The following is a 22,143-nucleotide window of genomic DNA, read 5'->3' as shown; positions in this document are numbered from 1 at the left end:
TTTTGCACCAAGTTTACCTATCGCAACACCATCCCACGGTGGGCAATAGCCATAAAAGTTGCCATCTACTGGATTTTCTATTAGATTTAAGTCTTCATGACCTATATGTTTTCTCGCATACTCTCCACTATACAAGTCAACTACAAGTATTTTATTTACATTAAGTTTTTCCATTTCAGTTTTATTTTGCTATCCTAAAATACTCTCCTGTATCTTAATTATTCCCTTTAATTCATCATCCTTCAAATGCCGCTTGATGCTTTTCACTTCTACTCCCTTAAAAACATCTGGGAATACTATTTTCAGAAAACTGGCAATATCCATCTGGTTTCTCGGTTTGAAATAGTTCCAGATATTCCAACCGTAATGACGAAGATCAAGGGCTGATAGTTCTTTGACTTTAACCGGCTTCAATTCTTTCTCATCTAACCTGTTCATATATGCACGGACATTCCGGAAAAGGATATCAAGGTCTTCATCGGAAAGGTAGAGAGCAAACGACTTTCTGGTATAATCTAAAGCGATATTCAGTACCTCCTCCTGTTCTTTGGCTATGTTTTTCTGCTGTTCATTCCGAATATCGTCTAAAGAGACATTCGATTCCAGTATATCAATTTCAAATTTCTTTTCTTCTATCTGTGGTTCAGCAACAATCTGAGAAACTTGTCTTTGTTCTATCTTCTTGCGGAAATAGGGGATCTTAGCCAATCCGTTCCCGATCCACGGCAACATCATATTTTGCAGTACCACGTGGATACTCAAATATACTACAACCTGAACAGCCAATACTACAATAAAGACTATGAAAGCTGTAAAACTATCAAAGCCAACCGAAATAGTAAACATGCGTGCCAATGCTGCAATCGCCAAAGCAACGCAAGCTACGATCGCATATAATATAATGTACTGCAAAAGACTGTTCTGTTTCATTCTTCTGTATTATTAAGAGTGTTCAACTGAATTGCTTGTGCCGCTTTGCTCTTCTTTTCGTCCACAACTTTTGCGTAAATCTGTGTGGTTTTTACATTTGTATGCCCAAGCATTTTACTGACGGTGTAAATGTCTGTGCCACTGGATAATTGAAGAGTTGCGTATGTGTGTCTAAAGCAATGAAATGTAATCCGCTTCGTGATTCCGGCGGCTTCTATCCAGCGTTTCAAAGGTTTGGAAATCCAAGCAGGATCGGGCAAATCCTCGAAAACGAGCTGTTCCGGCTCACGAGGTTCGCCACACAGATCAAGTGCCTGTTGCGAAATAGGCATATATTCCACACCTTTTGTTTTCTGTTGTGTGAAATGCAATTGTGCTTGGTCGCCATTCATGCTGATTTCTTTCCATCGTAATTTTTGAATATCACAATGGCGTAAGCCGGTAAGAGCTGAAAACAATGCTGCTCTTTTTAGAACATCTCTTTCACATGGCGTTCCAGCGAGGATATTAAGTTCTTCAACGGTCAAATATTCACGCCTTGACTCCTGTTCCGGTATTCCTTTGATTTTTGCTGATAAATCAGTTGTCAGGTATCCATCAACAAAGGCCTGTTTTAATGCCGCCTTGAAAATGGAGAAGTAAGTTACTGCGGTATTGCGGGAGATCGTTCCGCTTTTATTACCTCCACATGGAGCGGATAAAAGATATAACTTAAAATCTTCAGCAAAGCGATTGTCGATTTTGGCAAAAGGCAATGTGTCTCCAGCGAAGAGCTTTATTAATTCGTAGGTTCGTTTCCAGTTTACACGGATAGAATCGGAGCTTTGTGCATGGCGTTTCTTTGCCGTGACGTTAAAATACTCTATGAAATTCTGCTGCGCACGCTCCTTTTGTTCAACTTGTGCACTTTCTGTATCACTATATAGGTCAGTATTGTCATATTCTCTTTGGCGAAGCTTGCGGATTCCATCAGCATAGAGCATAGTTTCTTGGTCTTTTTCGCTTCGGCAAACGATTATTCCATTATCATCACGTTTGGGTTTGTAGGTTTTTGTTCCGTCCGAATCGGTGCGGGCAGTACGCTTCTTGTCCCATTCAACCGTAGTAATACAACGATTCAAATATTCACGAACACGTTGCGGAGTTTGCTTGCCGGGAACATAAACCGGATAGCTTTCAATATAAACATACCACTCTTTACGGTCTTCCGCCTTACGAAGCCGAACAGTTACTTTTGTATTGGAGAGCTGTTTCATGTGGTATATTGTTATTGATTATACAAATTATCTATTTCAGTTTTTGGAGCGTAAACATAGTTGCCAATCTGTCGAGTTGGGATAGAATATTTTCGGATATGCTTATATACCGTGCTATCCGATATACCAAACTTTTTGGCAATCTCGCCGATTGTATAACAATCTTGCGGTTCAAGACTATAGAGCTTTGTTGTCGGTTTCTCCTTTTTAAGAGGTGTTTGGCGAATAGGAAACATTTCCTCTATCGCTGCTCGGTCAATCCGAACAAGGCGAGCTCCTAAGTTGATAGCAGGAATTCGCTTTTGCCGAATAAGGCGATAGAGCGTACTCTTGGCAACACCGAAAAGTGCAATTGCTTCAGGAACGGAAATATAGAGACGATCATCTGGTATTTTAGCTACGACCGCTTGCTTTTCTTCTTCTTTTCGCTTTTGCCGTTTCTTTTCACGATATGCTGCATTGCCGCATGTTTTAGAGCAATAAACAGAATCAACCGTCTTCGGAACGAAAGGCTGTCCACACACTGCACATTGTTTCTGAATCTTATTCATCGGTATCTTTATCGCCATTTAAGTACTCATTAGTAGTCATAAGTGCTCATAAGTTCCACTTCATCACTAATTAAGTTCCGGTACAATAATGGTACAAATGTATGATAAAAAACCATCAAAAACAATAGCTATCTACAAATTCACAAAAATAAAAATCCCCGTAAACCATTTGTTTACAGGGATTTTCTACTATTTATTTATTGTTTCTAATCGCCTTTTACTTCACTTCCTCGAAATCAACATCCGTCACTCCGCCATCCTGCTTGTCGTTGCCGGGGGCTCCGCCGGGTTGTTGGGCGCCGAAGTCGGGGCCGGGTTGGGCGCCACCGGGTTGCTGACCGGCGTTGTACATTTCCTGGCTGGCAGCCTGGAATATGGTGTTCAATTCGGTCATGGCGGTGTCAATAGCATCGATATCCTGGGCTTTGTGAGCTTCCTTCAATTTGGCAAGGGCGGCTTCGATCTGGCCTTTCTTGTCGGCTGGCAGTTTGTCTCCTAGTTCGCTTAATTGTTTTTCAGTCTGGAAGATGGTACTGTCTGCCTGGTTGATTTTGTCGATACGTTCTTTTTCTTTTTTATCGGCTTCTGCATTGGCAGAGGCTTCTTCTTTCATGCGCTTTACTTCGTCGTCGCTCAAGCCGCTGGAAGCTTCGATACGGATGCTTTGTTCTTTTCCGGTTCCTTTGTCTTTGGCTGATACATTCAGGATACCGTTTGCATCAATGTCGAATGTTACTTCAATCTGTGGAACGCCACGTTGGGCGGCAGGTATACCGTCTAAGTGGAAACGACCGATCGATTTATTATCCCGTGCCAAGGAACGTTCTCCTTGTAAGATATGGATTTCAACAGAAGGCTGGTTGTCGGCAGCCGTTGTAAACGTTTCTGACTTTTTGGTCGGGATGGTAGTGTTTGATTCAATCAATTTGGTCATTACGCCACCCATGGTTTCGATACCTAAGGAAAGCGGAGTCACGTCAAGCAACAAAACATCTTTCACTTCACCAGTTAATACACCACCTTGAATTGCAGCACCTACAGCTACTACCTCATCCGGGTTCACACCTTTTGACGGAGCTTTGCCGAAGAACTTCTGAACGATCTCCTGGATAGCCGGGATACGGGTAGATCCACCTACCAGAATCACTTCGTCGATATCGGAGGTATTCAGGTTGGCATCTTTCAAAGACTGACGGCAAGGTTCGATACAAGCCTGGATCAGTGAGTCAGCCAACTGTTCAAATTTAGAACGAGTCAATGTTTTCACCAAGTGTTTAGGCACTCCGTCAACCGGCATAATGTATGGCAGGTTAATTTCTGTACTTGTAGTGCTTGATAATTCGATCTTAGCCTTTTCAGCAGCTTCTTTCAGACGTTGCAGAGCCATCGGGTCTTTACGCAGGTCGAGTCCTTCTTCCCGTTGGAATTCTTCGGCTAACCAGTCGATAATCACGTGGTCGAAGTCGTCACCGCCCAGGTGAGTATCTCCGTTGGTTGATTTCACTTCAAACACACCGTCGCCTAATTCCAGGATAGAGATATCGAATGTACCCCCTCCCAAGTCGAATACGGCGATCTTCATATCTTTATTTGTTTTGTCCAAACCGTAAGCCAAGGAAGCGGCAGTCGGTTCGTTTACAATACGGCGTACGGTCAGACCTGCGATTTCACCGGCTTCTTTTGTTGCCTGGCGTTGTGCATCGCTAAAGTAAGCCGGCACGGTGATAACCGCTTCGGTTACTTCTTGTCCCAGATAATCTTCTGCCGTCTTCTTCATTTTCTGAAGAACCATTGCGGATATTTCCTGAGGGGTATATAAACGTCCGTCGATATCTACACGTGGTGTGTTGTTATCTCCTTTCACTACTTTATACGGTACCCGGCCGATCTCTTTTGTCACCTGATCATAGGTTTCTCCCATGAAACGTTTGATAGAGAAGATCGTTTTTTCCGGATTTGTGATTGCCTGGCGTTTGGCAGGATCACCCACTTTGCGTTCGCCACCTTCAATAAAGGCCACGATAGAAGGGGTTGTTCTTTTTCCTTCGCTGTTTGTGATAACAACCGGTTCATTGCCTTCCAAAACGGACACACAAGAGTTGGTTGTTCCTAAGTCAATACCAATAATTTTTCCCATATTACATTATATTTTAAATTGTTATCTATTCATTCGTTGTATTCCCCTGCGGGAATTCACTTAGTATTCAACAAATGCTGTGCCAAAGTTGTTTTGCCGGGTAACAAATTCAGACCTGACAAAAAATATGACAATACGGCAGAAAGCCTCCTGTTCTCTAATCCTGTCGGGGGATATGGCGTAAAAGCTTTGTCTATGACTTGTATTGATCCCGATACTCTTTGGGGGGCATTCCCACATTCTTCTTGAAGTATTGACTGAAAAACGAAGGGTTAGGAAAATTCAGTTTGTCCGAGACCTGCTGAATCGTCAGATTGGTTGAGGTGAGTAATAAACGGGCATTCAATATAACCACCCGTATAATTGCTTCGGCCGCCGTCAAGCCTGCTATTTCTTTGGTGACGGCAGAAAGATAACGTGGGGTAATGCATAGGTTATCTGCGTAATATTCCACATCCCGGTGTGTTTGGTAATGTGTGGCAAGCAATTGCTGGAATTTAAAAAAGAGTCTGTTTTTCCGCGAATAGTGTTGCCGTGCTATCGGTTTATTTTTTTGGTAAATCTCTATGATCTCATAACAGAGCACCGATAACAATTGCTCCGATATTTCTTGTCTGAACAGATGTTTCTCACGTGCGCTTTTTTCTTTCAACATATCACAGAGGGAGAGAAGGGTGTTTTGTTCTTCCTCATTCAGCGAAATACAGGGGTTCTCTTTTATATATAGGTAATAAGAGGTGGAAGAGGGGATGTTTATATTATGTAAAAAACGCGTAGCCCCTCCCAGGGTAAAACCTTGGAAGTCCTCACTTTTTCGAAAAACCTGCACTACGGTATGTGGAAAGATCACGGACAGGTTGCCTTTCCCGATACGATAACTTCTCCCGTCCAACGCTATTTCCGCTTCACCTTGCAGGATGATGTTTAGGGCGGCAGCATTGATTAGTTTGGGAATTGATCCCAGACCTAAAATATCCATTTCTCCTCCTTCAATCATGAAGCTGTCGAACAATTTGCTCTCTTCTTCAAAAGAGATCGATTCAATGGCTGTTGTTTTTGTTTGTTTTACCATTCTGTCTAAAATGTAAATCCAAAAATAAACATTATTTCTTTGTTTTGCAGCGTAAAAAACGTGTATTGTTCCTAATTGAAACATTTTATCCTACAAAGAGGACTGCATCTCCTCTTTCATTCTTTCTACTTTTGCAGCCTGAGGTATTTACTTTTAAAGTAGGCAAAATGAAAAAAAAATGGATTGGGTTAATGGGAATAACTCTGTTTATTCTCTCTTCCTGTTCGTCAGGTAAAACAGCGAAAGAAACGATCAGTACAGTAAAAACAGATACCGTTCGCAGGTACGGGCAGGAGCTTGTCGTCACATTTCCCGGCAAGATAAAAGCGGCAGCGGATGTCAATCTGGCTTTCCGGGTGAGTGGTACCCTTCTGCGGGTACCGGTGGATGCAGGAACTTACGTACGTAAAGGACAACTTCTGGCAGAAATAGATCCGCGCGATTATGAGATACAACTAGCAGCTACCGAGGCAGAATATAATCAGATAAAGAGCGAGGCAGAGCGTATCTCTATCCTTTACAAGCAACAGAGTGTGACTCCCAACGATTATGACAAGGCTCTTTACGGACTTCAGCAGATAACGGCTAAATACAATGCGCACCAGAATGCTTTGAAAGACACCCGTTTATATGCACCTTATGACGGATATGTGCAGAAGCGCTATTTCGAAGCCAACGAGACCGTCAGTGCAGGTTTCTCTGTTATCTCGATGATCAATACAGGGTCGCCGGAAGTTGAAATCAATATTCCATCCTCCGAATACATCCGACGTCATGCATTCGATTCCTATTCCTGTTCAGTCGATATCTATCCGGATGTGATCTTCCCGCTGGAACTGATTGGCATCACCCCCAAAGCCAATATGAACCAACTATACACCATGCGATTGCGATTAAGACAATTACCGGAACAAGCTTTTCCGACTCCGGGTATGAGCGCCACGGTGACCTTGCATTACCGGGAGAATGAATCTATGCTGACGCAGATACCCCTTACGGCTGTCTTTAGTAACAATGGAAATTCCGCTGTTTGGATATACAACCCGGAATATAAAACCGTATCCGTTCGTTTTGTCAAACCGATGGAAGTAAAAACGGACGGAACCATGGTTATCTCCGACGGGCTCCAGCCGGACGAGATTGTGGTGACTGCCGGGGTACACTCCCTCGAAGAGGGGCAGGTTGTTGAATTGTTACCGTCCGTATCACCTACTAACGCAGGAGGCTTGTTATGATAGACATAAGTAAATGGGCATTAAACAACCGAAAGTTGATCTACTTTCTTCTTGTCGTATTGGTTGTCGGAGGTATCCTCTCTTTCTATGATATGAGTAAATTGGAAGACCCGGAGATCAAGGTGAAGCAGGCTATGGTGGTCACTACCTACCCGGGAGGCTCGGCTCATCAGGTTGAATTGGAGGTGACCGATTTACTCGAAAAGAGTATACGTTCGATGAATAATGTGGATAACGTACAAAGCCGTTCGATGAACGATGTATCCATGATAACCGTAGAACTTGTCACGACGGTCCCGGATGAGGACATAGAACAACATTGGGATATCCTGCGCCGAAAAATCAATGATGTGCAAAATAAATTGCCCGAAGGTGCCGGGACATCACAGGTAATAGATAATTTCGGAGATGTTTACGGTATGTTTTATGCTGTGACTACGGATGGGTTTTCCGATCGGGAAACCGGGGATTATATGGAAATGGTCAAACGGGAGATTCAGCATATAAAAGGTATCTCCCAGGTCGAGATATTCGGTCGGCGCAGCGAATGTATCCATATCGAACTATACCAAGACCGAATGGCCAGCCTGGGTGTGCATCCGGCAGAAGTACTCTCTACACTTAACAAACAAAACCAAACTATTTATTCCGGATATTATGAAAGTGGCCTTCAACGTATCCGTATCTCGGTCAACGATAAATACAAAACAGTAGAAGATATAGAAAACCTGTTATTGCAAGGCCATGAAGACGATCTTTTGCGTTTGAAAGATATAGCACATATATCCCGCGACTATGAAAATCCAACCCGAAATGAAATGCGTTACGATGGAAAACAAGCCTTCGGGCTTTCCATCGCAGCACAAAGCGGAACGGATATCACGAAGTTAGGCAAAATAGTGGAGGCTAAAATAGACGAATTGAAAGGAACACGTATTCCTGCCGGTATTGAATTCCACAAAGTCTTTTATCAACCGGAGCGGGTAAACAAGGCCTTGAACACTTTCCTGGTCAACCTGATTGAATCAGTTATTATCGTGATCGTTGTTCTGATCTTCACCATGGGATTCAAAAGCGGGCTTATTATAGGTATCAGCCTGGTGGTGATTGTGATGGGATCTTTTCTGATTCTCAATATGGCGGACGGAACCCTACAAAGGGTTTCCCTGGCAGCCTTCATCCTGGCAATGGGTATGTTGGTAGACAATGCCATTGTGATTGTGGATGGTATACTGGTCGACCTCAAGCGCGGAATAAACCGAAAGGAAGCCCTGACAGCTATCGGGCGGAAAACGGCTATTCCTCTTCTGGGAGCGACAGTTATTGCCATCCTGGCCTTTTTTCCGATCTTTCTTTCTCCTGATACTGCCGGGGTGTATGTACGCGATTTATTTATCGTTCTGGCAGTGTCTTTATTGTTGAGTTGGATACTGGCGCTTACGCAGGTGCCTATCCAGGCCGACCAGATGTTGACATCTTCTCCGGCAGGAGAAAGTATCGATCCGTATGGAAGTAAATATTACCAGGCATTGCGCGGCGTATTGCGATGGACTTTAAGTCATAAAACACTCACCATCGGCCTTGCAGTATTATTTGTTGCATTAAGTGGTTTCTGTTATCGTTTTCTGCCACAGGAATTTTTCCCCGATATGGATTACGACCAGCTTTATATGGAATACAAACTACCGGAAGGGGCTAACAGCACACAAGTGAAAGCCGACCTGACTGAAATAGAAGAGTATCTGTTGAATCGGGAAGACGTGACACATGTTACCACCTCTATCGGAGGTACTCCCAGTCGCTATAATCTGGTACGCAGTATTGCCGATCCCTCTCTTTCTTATGGGGAGTTAATCATTGACTATGTCTCTTCCAAGGCCTTGGTCTCTTCCATGCAAGAGATACAGAACTATCTGTCCCGGCAGTACCCCGAAGCCTATGTACGGCTTAAGCGGTATAATCTGATGTATAAAAAATATCCGGTGGAGGTGCAATTCAACGGACCGGACCCCACTGTCCTGAAACAACTGACGGCACAGGCGGAAGAGATTATGAAAAGGAGTGAAGATATCATGTTGGTTCGCAATGATTGGGAGCCCGAAACACCTAGCCTGATGATTGATTACGCCCAACCTATTGCCCGTAACTTAGGACTTACCCGCTCGGATGTCGGAATATCCGTTCTTTCCTCTACCGGAGGAATTCCTACCGGTGTATTTTTTGAAGGACACCATCCACAGACCATCTATCTCAAATGTGTCAATGCCCAGGGTGAACCGGTAGAATCCTTAGAAAATACCCCCGTCTTCAGTATGATTCCTCCTTTGCAACAACTGGACAAAAGGACATTGGAAGGGCTGATAACCGGAAGTGTGTCCGAAGAAGATGTGTTGGCCGGTATATTGCGAACGGTACCTCTCAGCCAGGCAACCCGAGGGATAAAACTGAAATGGGAAGACCCTGTTGTGGTTCGGTACAATGGACAGCGTGCCATGCGTGCCCAATGTAATCCGGCTTTTGGTGTCGGAGCCGAACAAGCCCGACAAAGTGTAAAAGAACAGATTGAAGCCTTGCCGCTTCCTGCCGGTTATTCGCTTCAGTGGGAAGGAGAACATAAAGCAAGCAGTCAGGCGACAAACTATTTGTTCAAGAACTTTCCTTTGGCCATTATTTTGATGATTGCGATATTAATCATGTTATTCAAGGACTATAAGAAACCGATAATTATATTCTGCTGTATACCGTTGATTTGTGTCGGTGTGGTTTTTGGCGTTCTTTTGTCCGGTAAATCTTTTGGATTTGTGGCTATTGTCGGTGTATTGGGGCTGATTGGTATGATGGTAAAAAATGGTATTGTATTGATGGATGAAATCAATCTCCAGCTTTCCGAAGGAATAGAGCCTGTAAAGGCGCTGTTAGATAGTTCCTCCAGTCGTTTCCGCCCGGTGATGATGGCCTCGCTTACCACTATCCTGGGGATGATTCCTCTATTGTCGGATGATATGTTCGGCTCACTGGCGGTTACCATCATGGGAGGATTGCTGGTCGGTACACTGATCACCCTTTTGTTTATTCCTGTCTTGTATGCTGTCTTCTTTCGTATCTCCGTCCAACCGGAGAAAGTAAAACCTGTAAATGAAACACCTGATGATGAAAACAAGAATCAATAGTCTCCTGTTCTGTTGCCTGCTTCCCTGTCTGATGGAAGCACAACACCTATTTTCCTTGCAGCAATGCCGTGAAATGGCGCTGGAAAACAATAAACAGGCAGCCATTGCCGGTAAAACATTCGAGAAAGCAAATTATGAGGTAAACACCTACCGGGCTCATTTCTTCCCGAAATTTTCGGCTAACGGTACCTATCTCTATACCACCCAAAAGATGCGGGAGACGATTCCCGGTGGTTATTTGCCCACCTTTGTTCCGGATGCTTCCGGTAACCTTGTCCCCAACATTGTTCCGGGTACCGAAAGTGCCCCTGTCTTTAAAGCATATAGTTATATGCCGGATATGCCATTGGAGTTCAGCCTGAGTAATACCTTCCTGGGTGGCGTTCAGCTGGAACAGCCTCTTTATGCGGGCGGGAAGATCCGTGCCGCCTACCGCATGTCTACTCTCGGGAAAGAGATGGCGGACTTGAACCGAAACCTGACCCGTGCCCAAATCCTTGTGCAAACCGATGAGGCTTATTGGAACTGTGTCAAAGCACGCGAACTTCATCTGTCGGCCCAACAATACAAAGAAGTTATTACCGAATTGCTCCGGAATGTGGAGAACGCACAGGCTGTCGGCTTGAAACAAAAAAATGACGTGTTGAAAGTGCAGGTAAAATGGAATGAGGCAGAGCTGCAAATCAAACGGGCGGAAAATGCCATACGGCTGAGCCGCATGAACCTGTGTCATATCATCGGTCTCCCCCTCGATACGGATGTAGCTGTCTCTGCTTCTTTTCCTGAAACAACCGATATGCCTTTGGAACCGATCGATATAACTCATCGTCCCGAATACGACATCCTTTCCCATCAGACGGCCTTGAAAAAGCAAGAGACCAAACTTACACGCAGTGATTTTCTTCCCCAGCTCGGTCTACAGGCCAATTATAACTATATGAACGGTTTGAAACTGAACGGTGAAAAGAGGGTCGCAGACGGTGCCTTCTCAGCCCTGCTTTCCCTCCGCATCCCTCTTTTCGAATGGGGCAAAGGAGTAAACAAAGTCCGTGCCGCCCGTGCGGAAGAACATATTTCCCAACTGCAACAACACGATGCTGCGGAGAAAATGACACTTGAAGCAGCTCAGGCATTCAACGCCCTGGAAGAGGCCCAACTGGAAATAAGGTTAACAGCCCGCTCGCTCGAACAAGCCGAAGAAAACAGGATACTCAGTAGGAATATGTATGAAGCCGGTATGGAAACATTAGCCGATCACTTGGAAGCACAAACAATCTGGCAAAAAGCCAGTGCGGATTTCATCCAGGCAAAAGCTTTGTTTCAATACAATAAAACGTATTATCTGAAGGCAATCGGAAAATTGTGACCCCTCTGATTTCGCTTTTTTTGTGGGGAAATAAAAATGCCGACATATATCAGCACAATTGCCGATATATGTCAGCACAAGTGTCGACAATTATCAGCACAAGTGTCGACAATTATCGGCACTTTTATTTAGAGGCATTGTACATATAAACTTCCGATTGGTTGAGATGTGAAAATAGGGACTTTTCGGGTTATTTCAGATACATTTTTCGATATTGGCTGGGAGTAAATCCTGTAAAGCAATAGAAAACTTGAATTTTATCCGTTGAGAAACAGATAATTAAAGAAAGGAAGAATAACAATGGGTAACGATATAGAAACGAGCAAACTTCTTTGCTCTGCTTTGGTTTACCATTGTTACAAATAACTCTATTGCGAAGATAAGCAATTCTTTTAAATATATCAGAATGCATCGAGAATTATCGAATAAATTCACTTTTTTCTCCAGAATAAGTCAACGTCAACCTATGCATTGCCCTTGTTACTGCCACATAGAGCATACTCCGGTCAATCTCCGATTGGTAATTTTTATCAGTCACTTGCGGAATGATTACTTCATCGAACTCCAACCCTTTTGCCATGTGAGCTGATGTGATAATAATGCCTTGCACGAAAGCGGAACTTTGATTTGAAAGGAAGTAAACATCATCCGTATATGCTTTTAACTTATCTGCTATGGCTTTTGCTTGTAATTCGGTCTTGCAAACAATTCCAAGTGATTTATAGGACGACTTTTTGAATGTAGAAATCAAGTTCGCAATTGCAGAAATCTCATCTTCTTCCTTTTTTAACTTTAGAAGTTGCGGTTTCTCTCCATGCCGGGCGACAGGTTCCAGCACTTCGTTTTTCCGAATCTGTTGTGCAAACTCGGTTATCTCGTAGGTTGAACGATAACTTTTGCATAGCTTCATCACTTCTCCCGTAATGAGTGCTTTCCGAATCATATTCGCATTCGATGAACCGTAAGGATTAACCGACTGGCTTGCATCGCCCAAAACGGTCTTTCGACAAGGATATAGCTTTTGTATCAACTTATACTGTATAGGTGAGTAGTCCTGCATCTCATCAATCAAAAGGTGTTTGACCGGCGATTTTGCATTATTCCCGTCCAATGCAATGTGGATATAAGCCAATGGCGCTAAATCCGCATATTCAAGTGTTCGATTCTTACGCATCTTAAACACCTCGGGCTTACCAATCCATTCAAAGAAATCTTTATAGACCTGAATATCATTGTTCCCGGCAAACATATTCCTTATTTCTTTTTTGAGCATATTTCGCTCGGCAGTGGTAACTGTAATATGATATTGGACTTGTGCCATATCCAAAATATAATCAGTCATCGTCTCAAAACGTTGCCGCATCGGATAGCGGTCAAAACGCCTGAATTGTTCCTCAATAAATTCAGCAGGAATAGTAACATACTTTGTTAGCTTTACATCTACCGCTTTGAAGTAGTTGTTCTCAATATGCAGGATAAATCGGTCGAGTTGGGAAATAAAATCAAACGATGCTTTATACTGTATGCGGTCTGTGAAGCCCGGAGCAGGTTTTGTGAGTAATTCGTTCACCTGTTCAAAGAAGGTCTGGAACTTATATTTGTTATCCAATACACCGGAAAGTATTTGCTCCATACTGGTTTCAGGCACGGTTTCTTCGCCAAGTTCGGGAAGTACATTAGAAATATAATCGGCAAACACCTTGTTGGGTGAGATTATCAATATGTCCTTTGATGAAATAGTACCCTTGAATGCATAAAGCAGGTAAGCGATGCGATGCAGGGCAATAGAAGTCTTTCCCGATCCGGCAACTCCTTGTATGATGATCGTTTGGGCATCTTCATTACGGATAATCCGGTTCTGCTCCCGCTGAATGGTAGCAACGATATTCTTCATCTTATCGTCCGCATTGGAACTTAATTCCTTTTGAAGAATATCATCATGAACAGTCAGTGAACTCTCAATCATGTATTCCATCCTGCCTTTACGAATGCGGTATTGCCGTTTGAGTGTAATATCTCCCGTCACTTCGCCTGCCGGAGATTCGTAAGAAGCCTCTCCCAATTCATAATCATAAAACATACTCGAAATCGGCGCACGCCAGTCATAAATAAAGCTCATCTTACTATCCGAATCGTAGAACGAGTGAACACCAATATAGACAGGCAAAACTTTCCCGTCGTCTTCTCTTCCCTTAAAGTCAATCCGACCGAAGTATGGAATATCCAGTATCTTACCCAATCGCTTGCGTTTATCAATCACATTTTCGCCCAATGCAAAATGGTTCAAGATACTTTCCCTCATCGAACGTATCTCGTGCGGGTCAATATCCTTATTTGACCATAGGTAATCCTTATACTCTGCCAGTGTATCGACATGTTCTTTCACTGACACATCCGTACTATTAATGGTCTTATTCAGTAAATTGATAACCTGCTGTAAATAATCACGTTCCTGTTTCTCTGTTTTATTAAATATCATAAAGCACTCCTTGTTAATACATTAAAAAAGACACAAAAGGGTGCGCAAAATTACTGCATCAAGATGGTGTATGAAATGGCTATTTATAGCTATATATCGAGCTTGTTTTGTATCTTTGCACCCCAATAAAAAGAAAGATGGATATTCTTAAACTCGCAGAACAGAATCAGCAAGCCGCATGGGAAATACTGGAAGATACTCGTATTATCCCGGCATGGGAACGCATTGGTGCAACCGTTAATATTATCGGGTCGCTTAAATCCGGTTTGTTGATGAAAAGCAGGGATATAGATATGCACATCTATACCGACCATCTCAATATAATAGAGAGTTTCTCTGTCATGCAGGAGTTAGCAGAACGTCTCCCTCTGAAAGAAATCCAATATATAAACGGGATAAATACCGAAGAAGAATGCATCGAATGGCACGCCCGATATGAAGATAGGAAAGGGAACACATGGAAGTTCGACATGATTCATATACGCCGAGGCTCCAAGTATGATGGCACGGTAGAGCGAGTAACCAATGCTATAATCAATAAGCTAACACCTGAAATCCGACAAACTATTCTTCAAATCAAATACGATGTGCCGGAGGGTGTACTTATTCCGGGCATAGAGATATACCATGCTGTTTTTACGGGTGGAGTGAAAACGTATGAGGAACTGGAGCAATGGAGAAAAACCAACCCGTTGACAAATAGTTTGGATTGGCTGCCTTAATAGATGATGCCAAAATCGCGTGCAGTATTAATCGCCTCCATCACATTATCAACATCCAGTTTAGCCAATATATTCTTTCGGTGATTATTAACCGTATAAATACTGATATTCAGTCTATCTGCAATTTCTTTACTTAGAAAACCCTGACGAATTAACAGAAGTATCTCTTTTTCCCGGTTAGTTAACTGTTTCTCTGCCGGAGTGAATGCCGGAGCAAATATCTCGCCAGTCTTACTATTAATAACCGTTCGCTTGATTCTTTCGGTAAATGTCTGGTCGGGAGATATATCTACAACTCCCATAATAATCCAAGCCTTACCATTCCTGTCTTTTTCAAGAACCTGCTGTCGGCTGATTACATTTACATACTGCCCTTTAGCATTCAGTATTCTATACTGAAACATCTGCTGATAGTCATTCCTTTCTTCCTGTGGAAGCGAATAAATAAACTGTCCATGCTCAATTTGGTATTCCAATAGTTGAACGCGATCATCCGGATGTATTCTATCTTCCAACACATCACCCTGTTTCCTTATCGTTTTTATCCATGTTGGGTTATATCCTAAAACAGTAGAGAAATTATCAGAAGCAAAATCATATCTCTCCTTAAATACATCCACGGTAAAGATGCAGCTTTGGCTCATCCGGGAAAATTCCTGTATAGCTTTCCGCTTCTTACTCCATAAATCATAGTCAACATCAAGACTGCTGATTTGCTGTCTTGACCATAGTTCTCCGGGTGTTATATTCTTGGAAATCATAGTGCAAAGATAGCTACAAATAGCCATTTATTGGGTGGAAAACTTATAATATATTTGAAGTGCCACTAAAAAAATCCACTGACAAGCATATAAAATCAGATTTATTCACCTTATAAATAATTTGCTTATGTGGAAACATTTAGAATTGGAGTTATTCAGGCTATTGTCTGAACCTTCACAAGTCACAAACGAAGAAATGCAAAGCGCCTATGAAGATTTTGTAACACAAGTAGTAACCCTTAGTCAATCCGAACTAAACTACTCTGATTTTTTTCGGATATTGAATCTTTCTCGTATCGAGTTTGATTCGTTAGGATCATCACCTCTTTGCGGGCAGGGGGGAAAATGCAATTAAAAAAATGTATATTCAAAAGGGCATTACTTTTGTAAATTCTGAGTTGGCGTTATTGGAGAAGCAAATGATGTATCCAAAATTCTTTAATACAAAGAGTAATTCCTCAACATCGGATTTATATTTAGATACAGATATCATTTCCTATGTTGATATTATGGAGGTTATCACAGGGCTCTTTTATCTCGCAGGAATAAAAACCTCTAATGGCAAGAGTGTTTCTTTAAGTCGCCTTACTAATAGGTTTGAACGTTTTCTAAACTTCCAAATTAGTGATACCTATAAAAAAGAGGAAGAGGTTCTGCAGAGATTACCAACAAAACGTACTGGTTTTTTAGACAAACTAAAGAGTTTGATTCATAAGAAAAGTAGTGATAAGGGGTATAAGTCTTAATTTTAACACTTTTGATACCTGCTAATAATCAGGTAAATATAAATAATATGTAGGGGAGTAGATGATCTATTCCCCTATTTTTATTTCATCGTTCTGCCTTCCTTTGCTTCGTCAATGCATTGAAAATAAGTAGTATTAATTTCAAAACGAAGTAAATCATGTATATAAATAATGAAGATTTTGAAAAATGGATGGCAAAGCTGTCCAAGAAGTTGAACGGTATAGGTCAAGACCTGAAATCGCTCATTAACACCAAAGAAGTATTTGACGAAGACGAGAAACTGCTCGATAACCAAGATTTAGCCTTTCTCCTAAAAGTGTCGTATCGTACGCTCCAGCGGTATCGTTCTAGTAAAAAACTACCTTTCTTTATGATAGCCCACAAAACCTATTACCGCACTTCTGATGTTCGGGAGTTTGTGCATTCGCACATGGATTTTCAAACCTATCAGGATTTTGAAAAGAAGCGCCCAAAGCCCAAAGACGAGAATAAAAAAGACGAAAAAGAGGAATAATTCTGCTTTTTATGTTCTAAGCAGAATAGCGCAAGCGAATGAAGGCTTGTTTTAAGTTTATGCCTTCAAAGTAGCTCCGCATTTAGCAGAAACGACTTCGCCTATCGGCTCTGTTTGTTTTGCTAAATTAAGCAAGAGGGAACTGGACTTCGTCCTGTTCTTCCTCTTGCCCTGCGGGGCAAAGCCTTCGGCTTTAGCGTTTTATGCTAAACCGCTATAATTAGTCCAATAATTAGCCTTTTGTATTTATCGCTAATTATCAGACTTTTAATAACATGAAATTCCATTAAAAAGTAATTATCATGAAAGATGAAGCTCAAAAGATAATATATACTACTGTTTCCATAGATAAGGAAACAGGGCGTTTAGTAGAAAAGATATGTAAACGCTATTCGCTGAAAAAGAGTGAAGTTGTAAAACTGGCATTCGGGTACATCGATAAGGCACATATCAATCCTGCGGATGCTCCCGAATCGGTAAAATCGGAACTATCCAAGATTAACAAACGGCAGGATGATATTATCCGCTTCATTCGCCACTACGAAGAAGAACAACTCAACCCTATGATACGAACAAGCCATTCAATCGCCGTTAAGTTCGACACGGCTGTCGGAATCCTGACGGAAAAAGTAAATTTAGAAATAAACACCTCAAAAGATAACCTTGTCAATGTTCTGAAAAAGTTAGACGAACATTTCGGCAAAATAGCAGTAGTAATAAATAACCAGTCCGCAAGCCTTGATAAACTATCTGCTACTATTGACAATCATTCCAAGACGATTAATAGCCAAACCCAGGTACAACAAAGGAATAATCAGAAGCTATTGAAATTAATCTCCCTGTATTCGGAACTGGCAACCTGCGGAGTAATGGACGGTAAACGCAAAGAGAACCTAAGAACCGAGATTAACGACCTGATAAACGAGTAACCCATGAATATAGATTTTCCGCCACCGTCCAAAGGCACATATAATAATGCAGGCAATAGCCGAAAGCTATGCAACTATTTAGAACATGAAGATATGGAACGCATGGAGCAGGGAATCTATACAGAGGGCTTTTTCAATCTGACAGACGATAATGTCTACAAATCACAGGTTATAAGAGATATAGACAGTAATATCGGGCAACTAATGAAAACGGATGCCAAGTTTTATGCTATCCATGTCAGCCCGTCAGAAAAGGAACTTCGGGCAATGGGCAATACCGAACAGGAACAAGCCGAAGCTATGAAGCGGTATATTCGGGAAGTGGTTATTCCTGAATATGCTAAGAACTTCAACAAAGGACTATCGGCAGAGGATATAAAGTTTTACGGTAAGATACATTTCAGCCGTGACAGGTCAAACAACGAACTAAATATGCACTGTCATTTGATTGTCAGCCGAAAAGACCAATCCAATAAGAAAAAACTATCCCCGCTTACCAATCACAAGAACACTAAGAAAGGAACGGTTAAGGGCGGTTTTGACAGAAAGAACCTGTTCCAACAGGCAGAGCAGGGATTTGACAGGCTATTCGGCTACAAGCGGGAACTTACCGAATCTTTTGAATACTACAACACGATGAAGAACGGCAGTATCTCCGAACAACTCAACATGCAAGAACGACAGGTAGCCGATGAAAGAAAAAATGCAGATATGCAGACAAACCAGACTGAAAACAAGTTTGCATATAAACAAGATGACAACCTTTCAAATATACAGTCTGTAAATCAAGAAAATAAGAATGAAGATAAACAATCTTTCAATCTTCCTGATTTGGGTTTATCCTCTGCATTAGGCTTGCTTACTCCTGATACCAATAGCAAAGAGGAAGAACAAATTCCTGTGAAAAAGAAAATAAAGAAGAAGCCGAAACGAGGTTTCAGGCGGTAGTGCGGTTGTTCCCGAAGTTATTTCCCGCGCCTATGTCGGTTATTTCCCGCTCATGGCTTCCCAGCCTGATTGGAGGGCGGAAGCCCGCGAGAATAACCAACGGCACGAGAATAACTTCTACCGCCGTGAGGTTGTGAAACGAAGAGAAGAAATACGCTTAGAACTGCTGATTTATGCCAATCGTAGCCACTTTCCGCCATTGCTCCCCATTTCTTAAAACTAACCATAATTCTGTTTTCCTTTGCCTGAAATTCATTGCAATGAAGATAATTTCAGTAATCAGTAAAAACAGATTTTAGTATGGATATAATAGCAATTGAAAGCAAAACGTTCGAGCAGATGAAAGGGCGTTTTAAAGATTTTACCCGACAGATAAAGAGTCTATGCGGGGAGAATCAAGATAAAGAACAATGGTTAGGCAACAGTGATGTTTGCGGGCTCTTGCAAATATCGCCGAGAACATTACAGTCATACAGGGATAACGGTATTCTGCCTTATTCGCAGATTGGGCGTAAATGTTATTACAAGGTATCGGATATTGAGAATTTAATCAGCCAGTCACAAATTAAGAAATAACAGCAATGAAAACAGAAAATATCAACTTAGATAGGTTGGTCGGTAATTGGGAGAGTATAAACCTGAATCCGACAGTTATCATATACCGAAGCGGGAGCAGCTATCTGCTTAGCATTATTCACATGAACGAGACGAGTAAACAGGCAAGTCCTGCTACATATGAAATTCAGGAGGATGAAGACAGTTTCTTTATCAACTACAACCTGAAACGGACGGCTATCAGCTATGACATAAAACTGGATATATTAACTATCTCCGCATTGGGCGACTATATACGGAACTAAAAAAGATACCACAATGGAAATATTAGATAGAAAATCTACGGAAATAGCTTCTTTCTTCACTGCTATGGATGAGTTACTGGATACTATCGGGCAAGCCCTTAAAAACTGTACTCCGCAACTGAATGGAGAAAAGTTCCTTTCAAATCGTGATATTTGCCGGATGCTTCAAATCTCGTCTCGAACGTTACAGGATTGGCGGGATACGGGCAAAATTCCGTTTATTCAGATTAAGGGGAAAATTTTATATCGGGAATCGGAGGTGTTGAAATGGTTGAAACAGATGTTTGCGAAATAGAATTGCTGATAGTAAGCTGTTTTAAATGAACTTTTTAAGAAAGGCTTGGGAAATGACTTCTAAGTCTTTTTTTATGACTATTTTTGCAAATGGATATTAAATAAAGTATATATGAAAGTTTTTATTAGTTGGTCAGGAAATCAAAGTCATAAGGTTGCACTTGTTTTTAGAGATTGGCTTCCTTCTGTAATACAATCTATTGAGCCGTATGTGTCGTCTGAAGATATAGATAAAGGGGCAAGGTGGAGTACTGACATAGCTAAAGAACTTGAAGATTCTACATTTGGAATACTCTGTGTAACAAGAGAAAACTTAGAAGCCCCTTGGTTATCTTTTGAGGCAGGAGCATTATCTAAAACTATTGACAACTCATTTGTCAGTCCGTTTTTGTTTGATATAAAACGTTCGGAAGTAAGTGGCCCTATTTTGCAATTTCAATCAACTATTTTTCAAAAGGAAGATATAAAGAAATTATTAGGAACACTAAATAAGGCTTGTGGAGAAGGGAATATCCCAGAAGCACGGTTAAATAAAGCGTTTGAGGTATGGTATCCAACTTTAGAGGAAGAATTGAACAAAATAAAAAATATTGAAGAAGCCCCCGATGAACCTAAAGACCAGAATATCGCTTTATCCCATTCGGCTGAAATTTTAGAAGAAATATTAGACCTGTCAAGAAATAATCAACGATTATTAAGAAACCCAGACACTAAGGTTTATGAAAGTCTTGAAGAACTTAAAAAAATTACGGAAGAACATATAAATCGAATAGATAGAAATTTTGAAATGGATATACATAGAATTTCTAAAAGATTTAAACCGATGTTTGTTGAAGAATTGCTTCATATCAGCATGAGAGAAGGGAAGAATCCATATGGTTTTTTAATTGCGCTAAGTTTCTTTAAACAGGATTTTCCTTGGATATACGATGCCGGAAAAGAATTATTAGATATATTAAAGTCAAAAACTGATAAAGAATCAAAAGCAGACGCAATACATGATTTTAAAGGAATGCTTGATTTTACCTTCGAACATCCAATGATGAGGGAATTGTATGGAAGCAAAAAAGACTATATGATTTATATGAAAGAAATGCCCTATATGTTAATGAGATATATTGATGAATTGGCAGAATATCAGAATAAATAACATTTTGCAAAATAAGGAAAACGGGCTATAGAGGAATTATATCTTTATAGCCCGTCTCTTATTTTGGACATTTACATATTATTTTCATTGACCTCCCTTTCAGGAAACCGTCTATTTCTCCTGCCTATTTTATGGATTTTGCCGTCATTTTCGGGTAGTTCATATTTTCCCTGAATGGTGGAAAATCCTCTCCTCGTTGACCCCTGTTCGCCAATCAAAACTGATCCTCTCTGCCAATTGAAATTGACCCCGTTTGCCAATTGAAATTGCCCCCCCCTCGAAAGAGTCATTTGTTAGTTGTTATTGAGCCTTCTTAAAGTTGTTCCTTTAAACAGATTTTAAGAAAACATGATTTATGGCCAATAAACAAATTAGTATGCAAAAGATTCGACAAGTGCTNTGCAAAAGATTCGACAAGTGCTGCGTTGTTATGCACAAGGAAAAGGGACTAAAGCCATGAGTAGTATGCTCAGTATGTCCCGTAACACAATCAAAAAGTATCTTCAAAAGTTCCAGACATTGGAATTGAGCTATGAAGAAGCATTGGAACTTAGCGACAGTGAACTGGCAGAACTATTCCATGAGAAGCCCTCAGAGGAGATTGTATGTAAACGTCAACAGGATTTGGAGAAACTGCTTCCATCTTACTGTAAACGTCTTAAACGAAAAGGAGTTACCCGTGAGATGCTACACGCGGAATACCTCACTCTTCACCCTGACGGCTACGCCCGTTCCCGCTTTAACAGTTACATTCAGCGTTATGAACAGCGTTCCCGCCCCATCATGCACCTGGAACATAAAGCGGGCGATAAAGTTTTTATTGATTTTGCCGGCAAGAAGCTTTCTCTTGTGGACCGTTCCACCGGTGAGATTAGCGAAGTAGAGGTTTTTGTAGCCATTCTCCCTTGTAGCCAGCTCACTTATGTAGAAGCGGTCCATAGCCAAAAGAAGGAAGATTTGATTACAGCCTGTGAGCATGCATTCTTCTATTTTGAAGGTGTACCTCAAGCCATTGTGCCGGA

The 22,143-nt window shown here is 41.5% G+C and carries 19 protein-coding genes and 1 pseudogene; 13 read left to right on the top strand and 7 right to left on the bottom strand.

The features are described 5' to 3' along the window. Positions 1-189 precede the first annotated feature (189 nt). From D0T51_RS05795 to D0T51_RS05775, 5 genes are all read right to left on the bottom strand, one after another. Positions 190-930 carry a hypothetical protein gene (locus D0T51_RS05795; RefSeq protein ID WP_163726478.1) on the bottom strand — a complete coding sequence of 247 codons (741 nt, stop codon included), beginning with the start codon at positions 928-930 and terminating at the stop codon, positions 190-192. Next, positions 927-2,186, bottom strand: coding sequence for a site-specific integrase (locus tag D0T51_RS05790; protein ID WP_163726476.1), 1,260 nt, complete (start codon positions 2,184-2,186; stop codon positions 927-929). The genes D0T51_RS05795 and D0T51_RS05790 overlap by 4 nt, the downstream gene beginning before the upstream one ends. 11 nt (positions 2,187-2,197) lie before the next feature. Further along, entirely contained in the window at positions 2,198-2,755 is a 558-nt protein-coding gene (locus tag D0T51_RS05785) for a helix-turn-helix domain-containing protein (RefSeq protein ID WP_203583331.1), read from the bottom strand. Positions 2,756-2,954: 199 nt separating this feature from the next. Next, a complete protein-coding gene (dnaK, locus tag D0T51_RS05780) occupies positions 2,955-4,874 on the bottom strand; it encodes a molecular chaperone DnaK (protein WP_163726474.1) in 1,920 nt (639 codons plus the stop codon). A gap of 193 nt (positions 4,875-5,067) precedes the next feature. Further along, complete coding sequence (locus D0T51_RS05775; protein ID WP_163726473.1) at positions 5,068-5,946, bottom strand: helix-turn-helix domain-containing protein; 879 nt, start codon at positions 5,944-5,946, stop codon at positions 5,068-5,070. A gap of 167 nt (positions 5,947-6,113) precedes the next feature. Here D0T51_RS05775 and D0T51_RS05770 point away from each other — a divergent pair, with 167 nt between their 5' ends. From D0T51_RS05770 to D0T51_RS05760, 3 genes are read left to right on the top strand one after another with little or no spacing between them, the layout of a single operon-like run. Further along, positions 6,114-7,181 carry an efflux RND transporter periplasmic adaptor subunit gene (locus tag D0T51_RS05770; protein ID WP_163726471.1) on the top strand — a complete coding sequence of 356 codons (1,068 nt, stop codon included), beginning with the start codon at positions 6,114-6,116 and terminating at the stop codon, positions 7,179-7,181. Further along, positions 7,178-10,351, top strand: coding sequence for an efflux RND transporter permease subunit (locus D0T51_RS05765; RefSeq protein ID WP_203583330.1), 3,174 nt, complete (start codon positions 7,178-7,180; stop codon positions 10,349-10,351). Before D0T51_RS05770 ends, D0T51_RS05765 begins: the two co-directional genes overlap by 4 nt. Further along, a complete protein-coding gene (locus D0T51_RS05760) occupies positions 10,329-11,717 on the top strand; it encodes a TolC family protein (protein WP_163726469.1) in 1,389 nt (462 codons plus the stop codon). Before D0T51_RS05765 ends, D0T51_RS05760 begins: the two co-directional genes overlap by 23 nt. A gap of 418 nt (positions 11,718-12,135) precedes the next feature. Here the strand turns inward: D0T51_RS05760 and D0T51_RS05755 are convergent, their stop codons facing one another. Continuing rightward, complete coding sequence (locus D0T51_RS05755) at positions 12,136-14,196, bottom strand: UvrD-helicase domain-containing protein (RefSeq protein WP_163726467.1); 2,061 nt, start codon at positions 14,194-14,196, stop codon at positions 12,136-12,138. 137 nt (positions 14,197-14,333) lie between these two features. Between D0T51_RS05755 and D0T51_RS05750 the strand changes: the two genes are divergently transcribed. After that, entirely contained in the window at positions 14,334-14,918 is a 585-nt protein-coding gene (locus D0T51_RS05750) for a phosphoglycerate mutase family protein (RefSeq protein WP_163726465.1), read from the top strand. Here D0T51_RS05750 and D0T51_RS05745 read toward each other — a convergent pair. Beyond that, positions 14,915-15,679, bottom strand: a complete 765-nt coding sequence (locus tag D0T51_RS05745) for a LuxR C-terminal-related transcriptional regulator (RefSeq protein ID WP_163726463.1) — start codon at positions 15,677-15,679, stop codon at positions 14,915-14,917. The genes D0T51_RS05750 and D0T51_RS05745 overlap by 4 nt on opposite strands. Before the next feature lie 359 nt (positions 15,680-16,038). Here D0T51_RS05745 and D0T51_RS05740 point away from each other — a divergent pair, with 359 nt between their 5' ends. The 9 genes and pseudogenes from D0T51_RS05740 to D0T51_RS05700 form a co-directional block, all read left to right on the top strand. Then, positions 16,039-16,425: a hypothetical protein gene (locus D0T51_RS05740; RefSeq protein ID WP_163726460.1), complete on the top strand. Its 387-nt coding sequence runs from the start codon at positions 16,039-16,041 to the stop codon at positions 16,423-16,425. A 158-nt stretch (positions 16,426-16,583) separates the two neighbouring features. Next, the gene (locus D0T51_RS05735) at positions 16,584-16,940 is read left to right on the top strand and encodes a helix-turn-helix domain-containing protein (RefSeq protein ID WP_163726457.1); all 357 of its coding nucleotides are present in this window, start codon (positions 16,584-16,586) and stop codon (positions 16,938-16,940) included. A gap of 302 nt (positions 16,941-17,242) precedes the next feature. Next, entirely contained in the window at positions 17,243-17,869 is a 627-nt protein-coding gene (locus D0T51_RS05730; protein ID WP_163726454.1) for a BfmA/BtgA family mobilization protein, read from the top strand. A 3-nt stretch (positions 17,870-17,872) separates the two neighbouring features. Next, on the top strand, positions 17,873-18,817 hold the full coding sequence (locus D0T51_RS05725; RefSeq protein WP_163726451.1) for a DUF5712 family protein: 945 nt from the start codon (positions 17,873-17,875) through the stop codon (positions 18,815-18,817). Positions 18,818-19,117: 300 nt separating this feature from the next. Continuing rightward, positions 19,118-19,393: a helix-turn-helix domain-containing protein gene (locus D0T51_RS05720; protein ID WP_203583329.1), complete on the top strand. Its 276-nt coding sequence runs from the start codon at positions 19,118-19,120 to the stop codon at positions 19,391-19,393. A 5-nt stretch (positions 19,394-19,398) separates the two neighbouring features. Further along, positions 19,399-19,677, top strand: a complete 279-nt coding sequence (locus tag D0T51_RS05715; RefSeq protein WP_163726448.1) for a DUF3876 domain-containing protein — start codon at positions 19,399-19,401, stop codon at positions 19,675-19,677. 13 nt (positions 19,678-19,690) lie between these two features. After that, positions 19,691-19,972, top strand: coding sequence for a helix-turn-helix domain-containing protein (locus D0T51_RS05710; RefSeq protein ID WP_163726445.1), 282 nt, complete (start codon positions 19,691-19,693; stop codon positions 19,970-19,972). 111 nt (positions 19,973-20,083) lie between these two features. Beyond that, positions 20,084-21,121 carry a TIR domain-containing protein gene (locus D0T51_RS05705; RefSeq protein WP_163726442.1) on the top strand — a complete coding sequence of 346 codons (1,038 nt, stop codon included), beginning with the start codon at positions 20,084-20,086 and terminating at the stop codon, positions 21,119-21,121. A 456-nt stretch (positions 21,122-21,577) separates the two neighbouring features. Next, positions 21,578-22,143 (top strand): annotated as a pseudogene (locus D0T51_RS05700) (IS21 family transposase); the annotation flags it as partial.

This window comes from Parabacteroides sp. 52, assembly GCF_010500925.1.
Lineage (GTDB): Bacteria > Bacteroidota > Bacteroidia > Bacteroidales > Tannerellaceae > QVMG01.
Note: the sequence above shows the minus strand (reverse complement) of the source record. Positions and strands in the feature narration are given on the sequence as shown.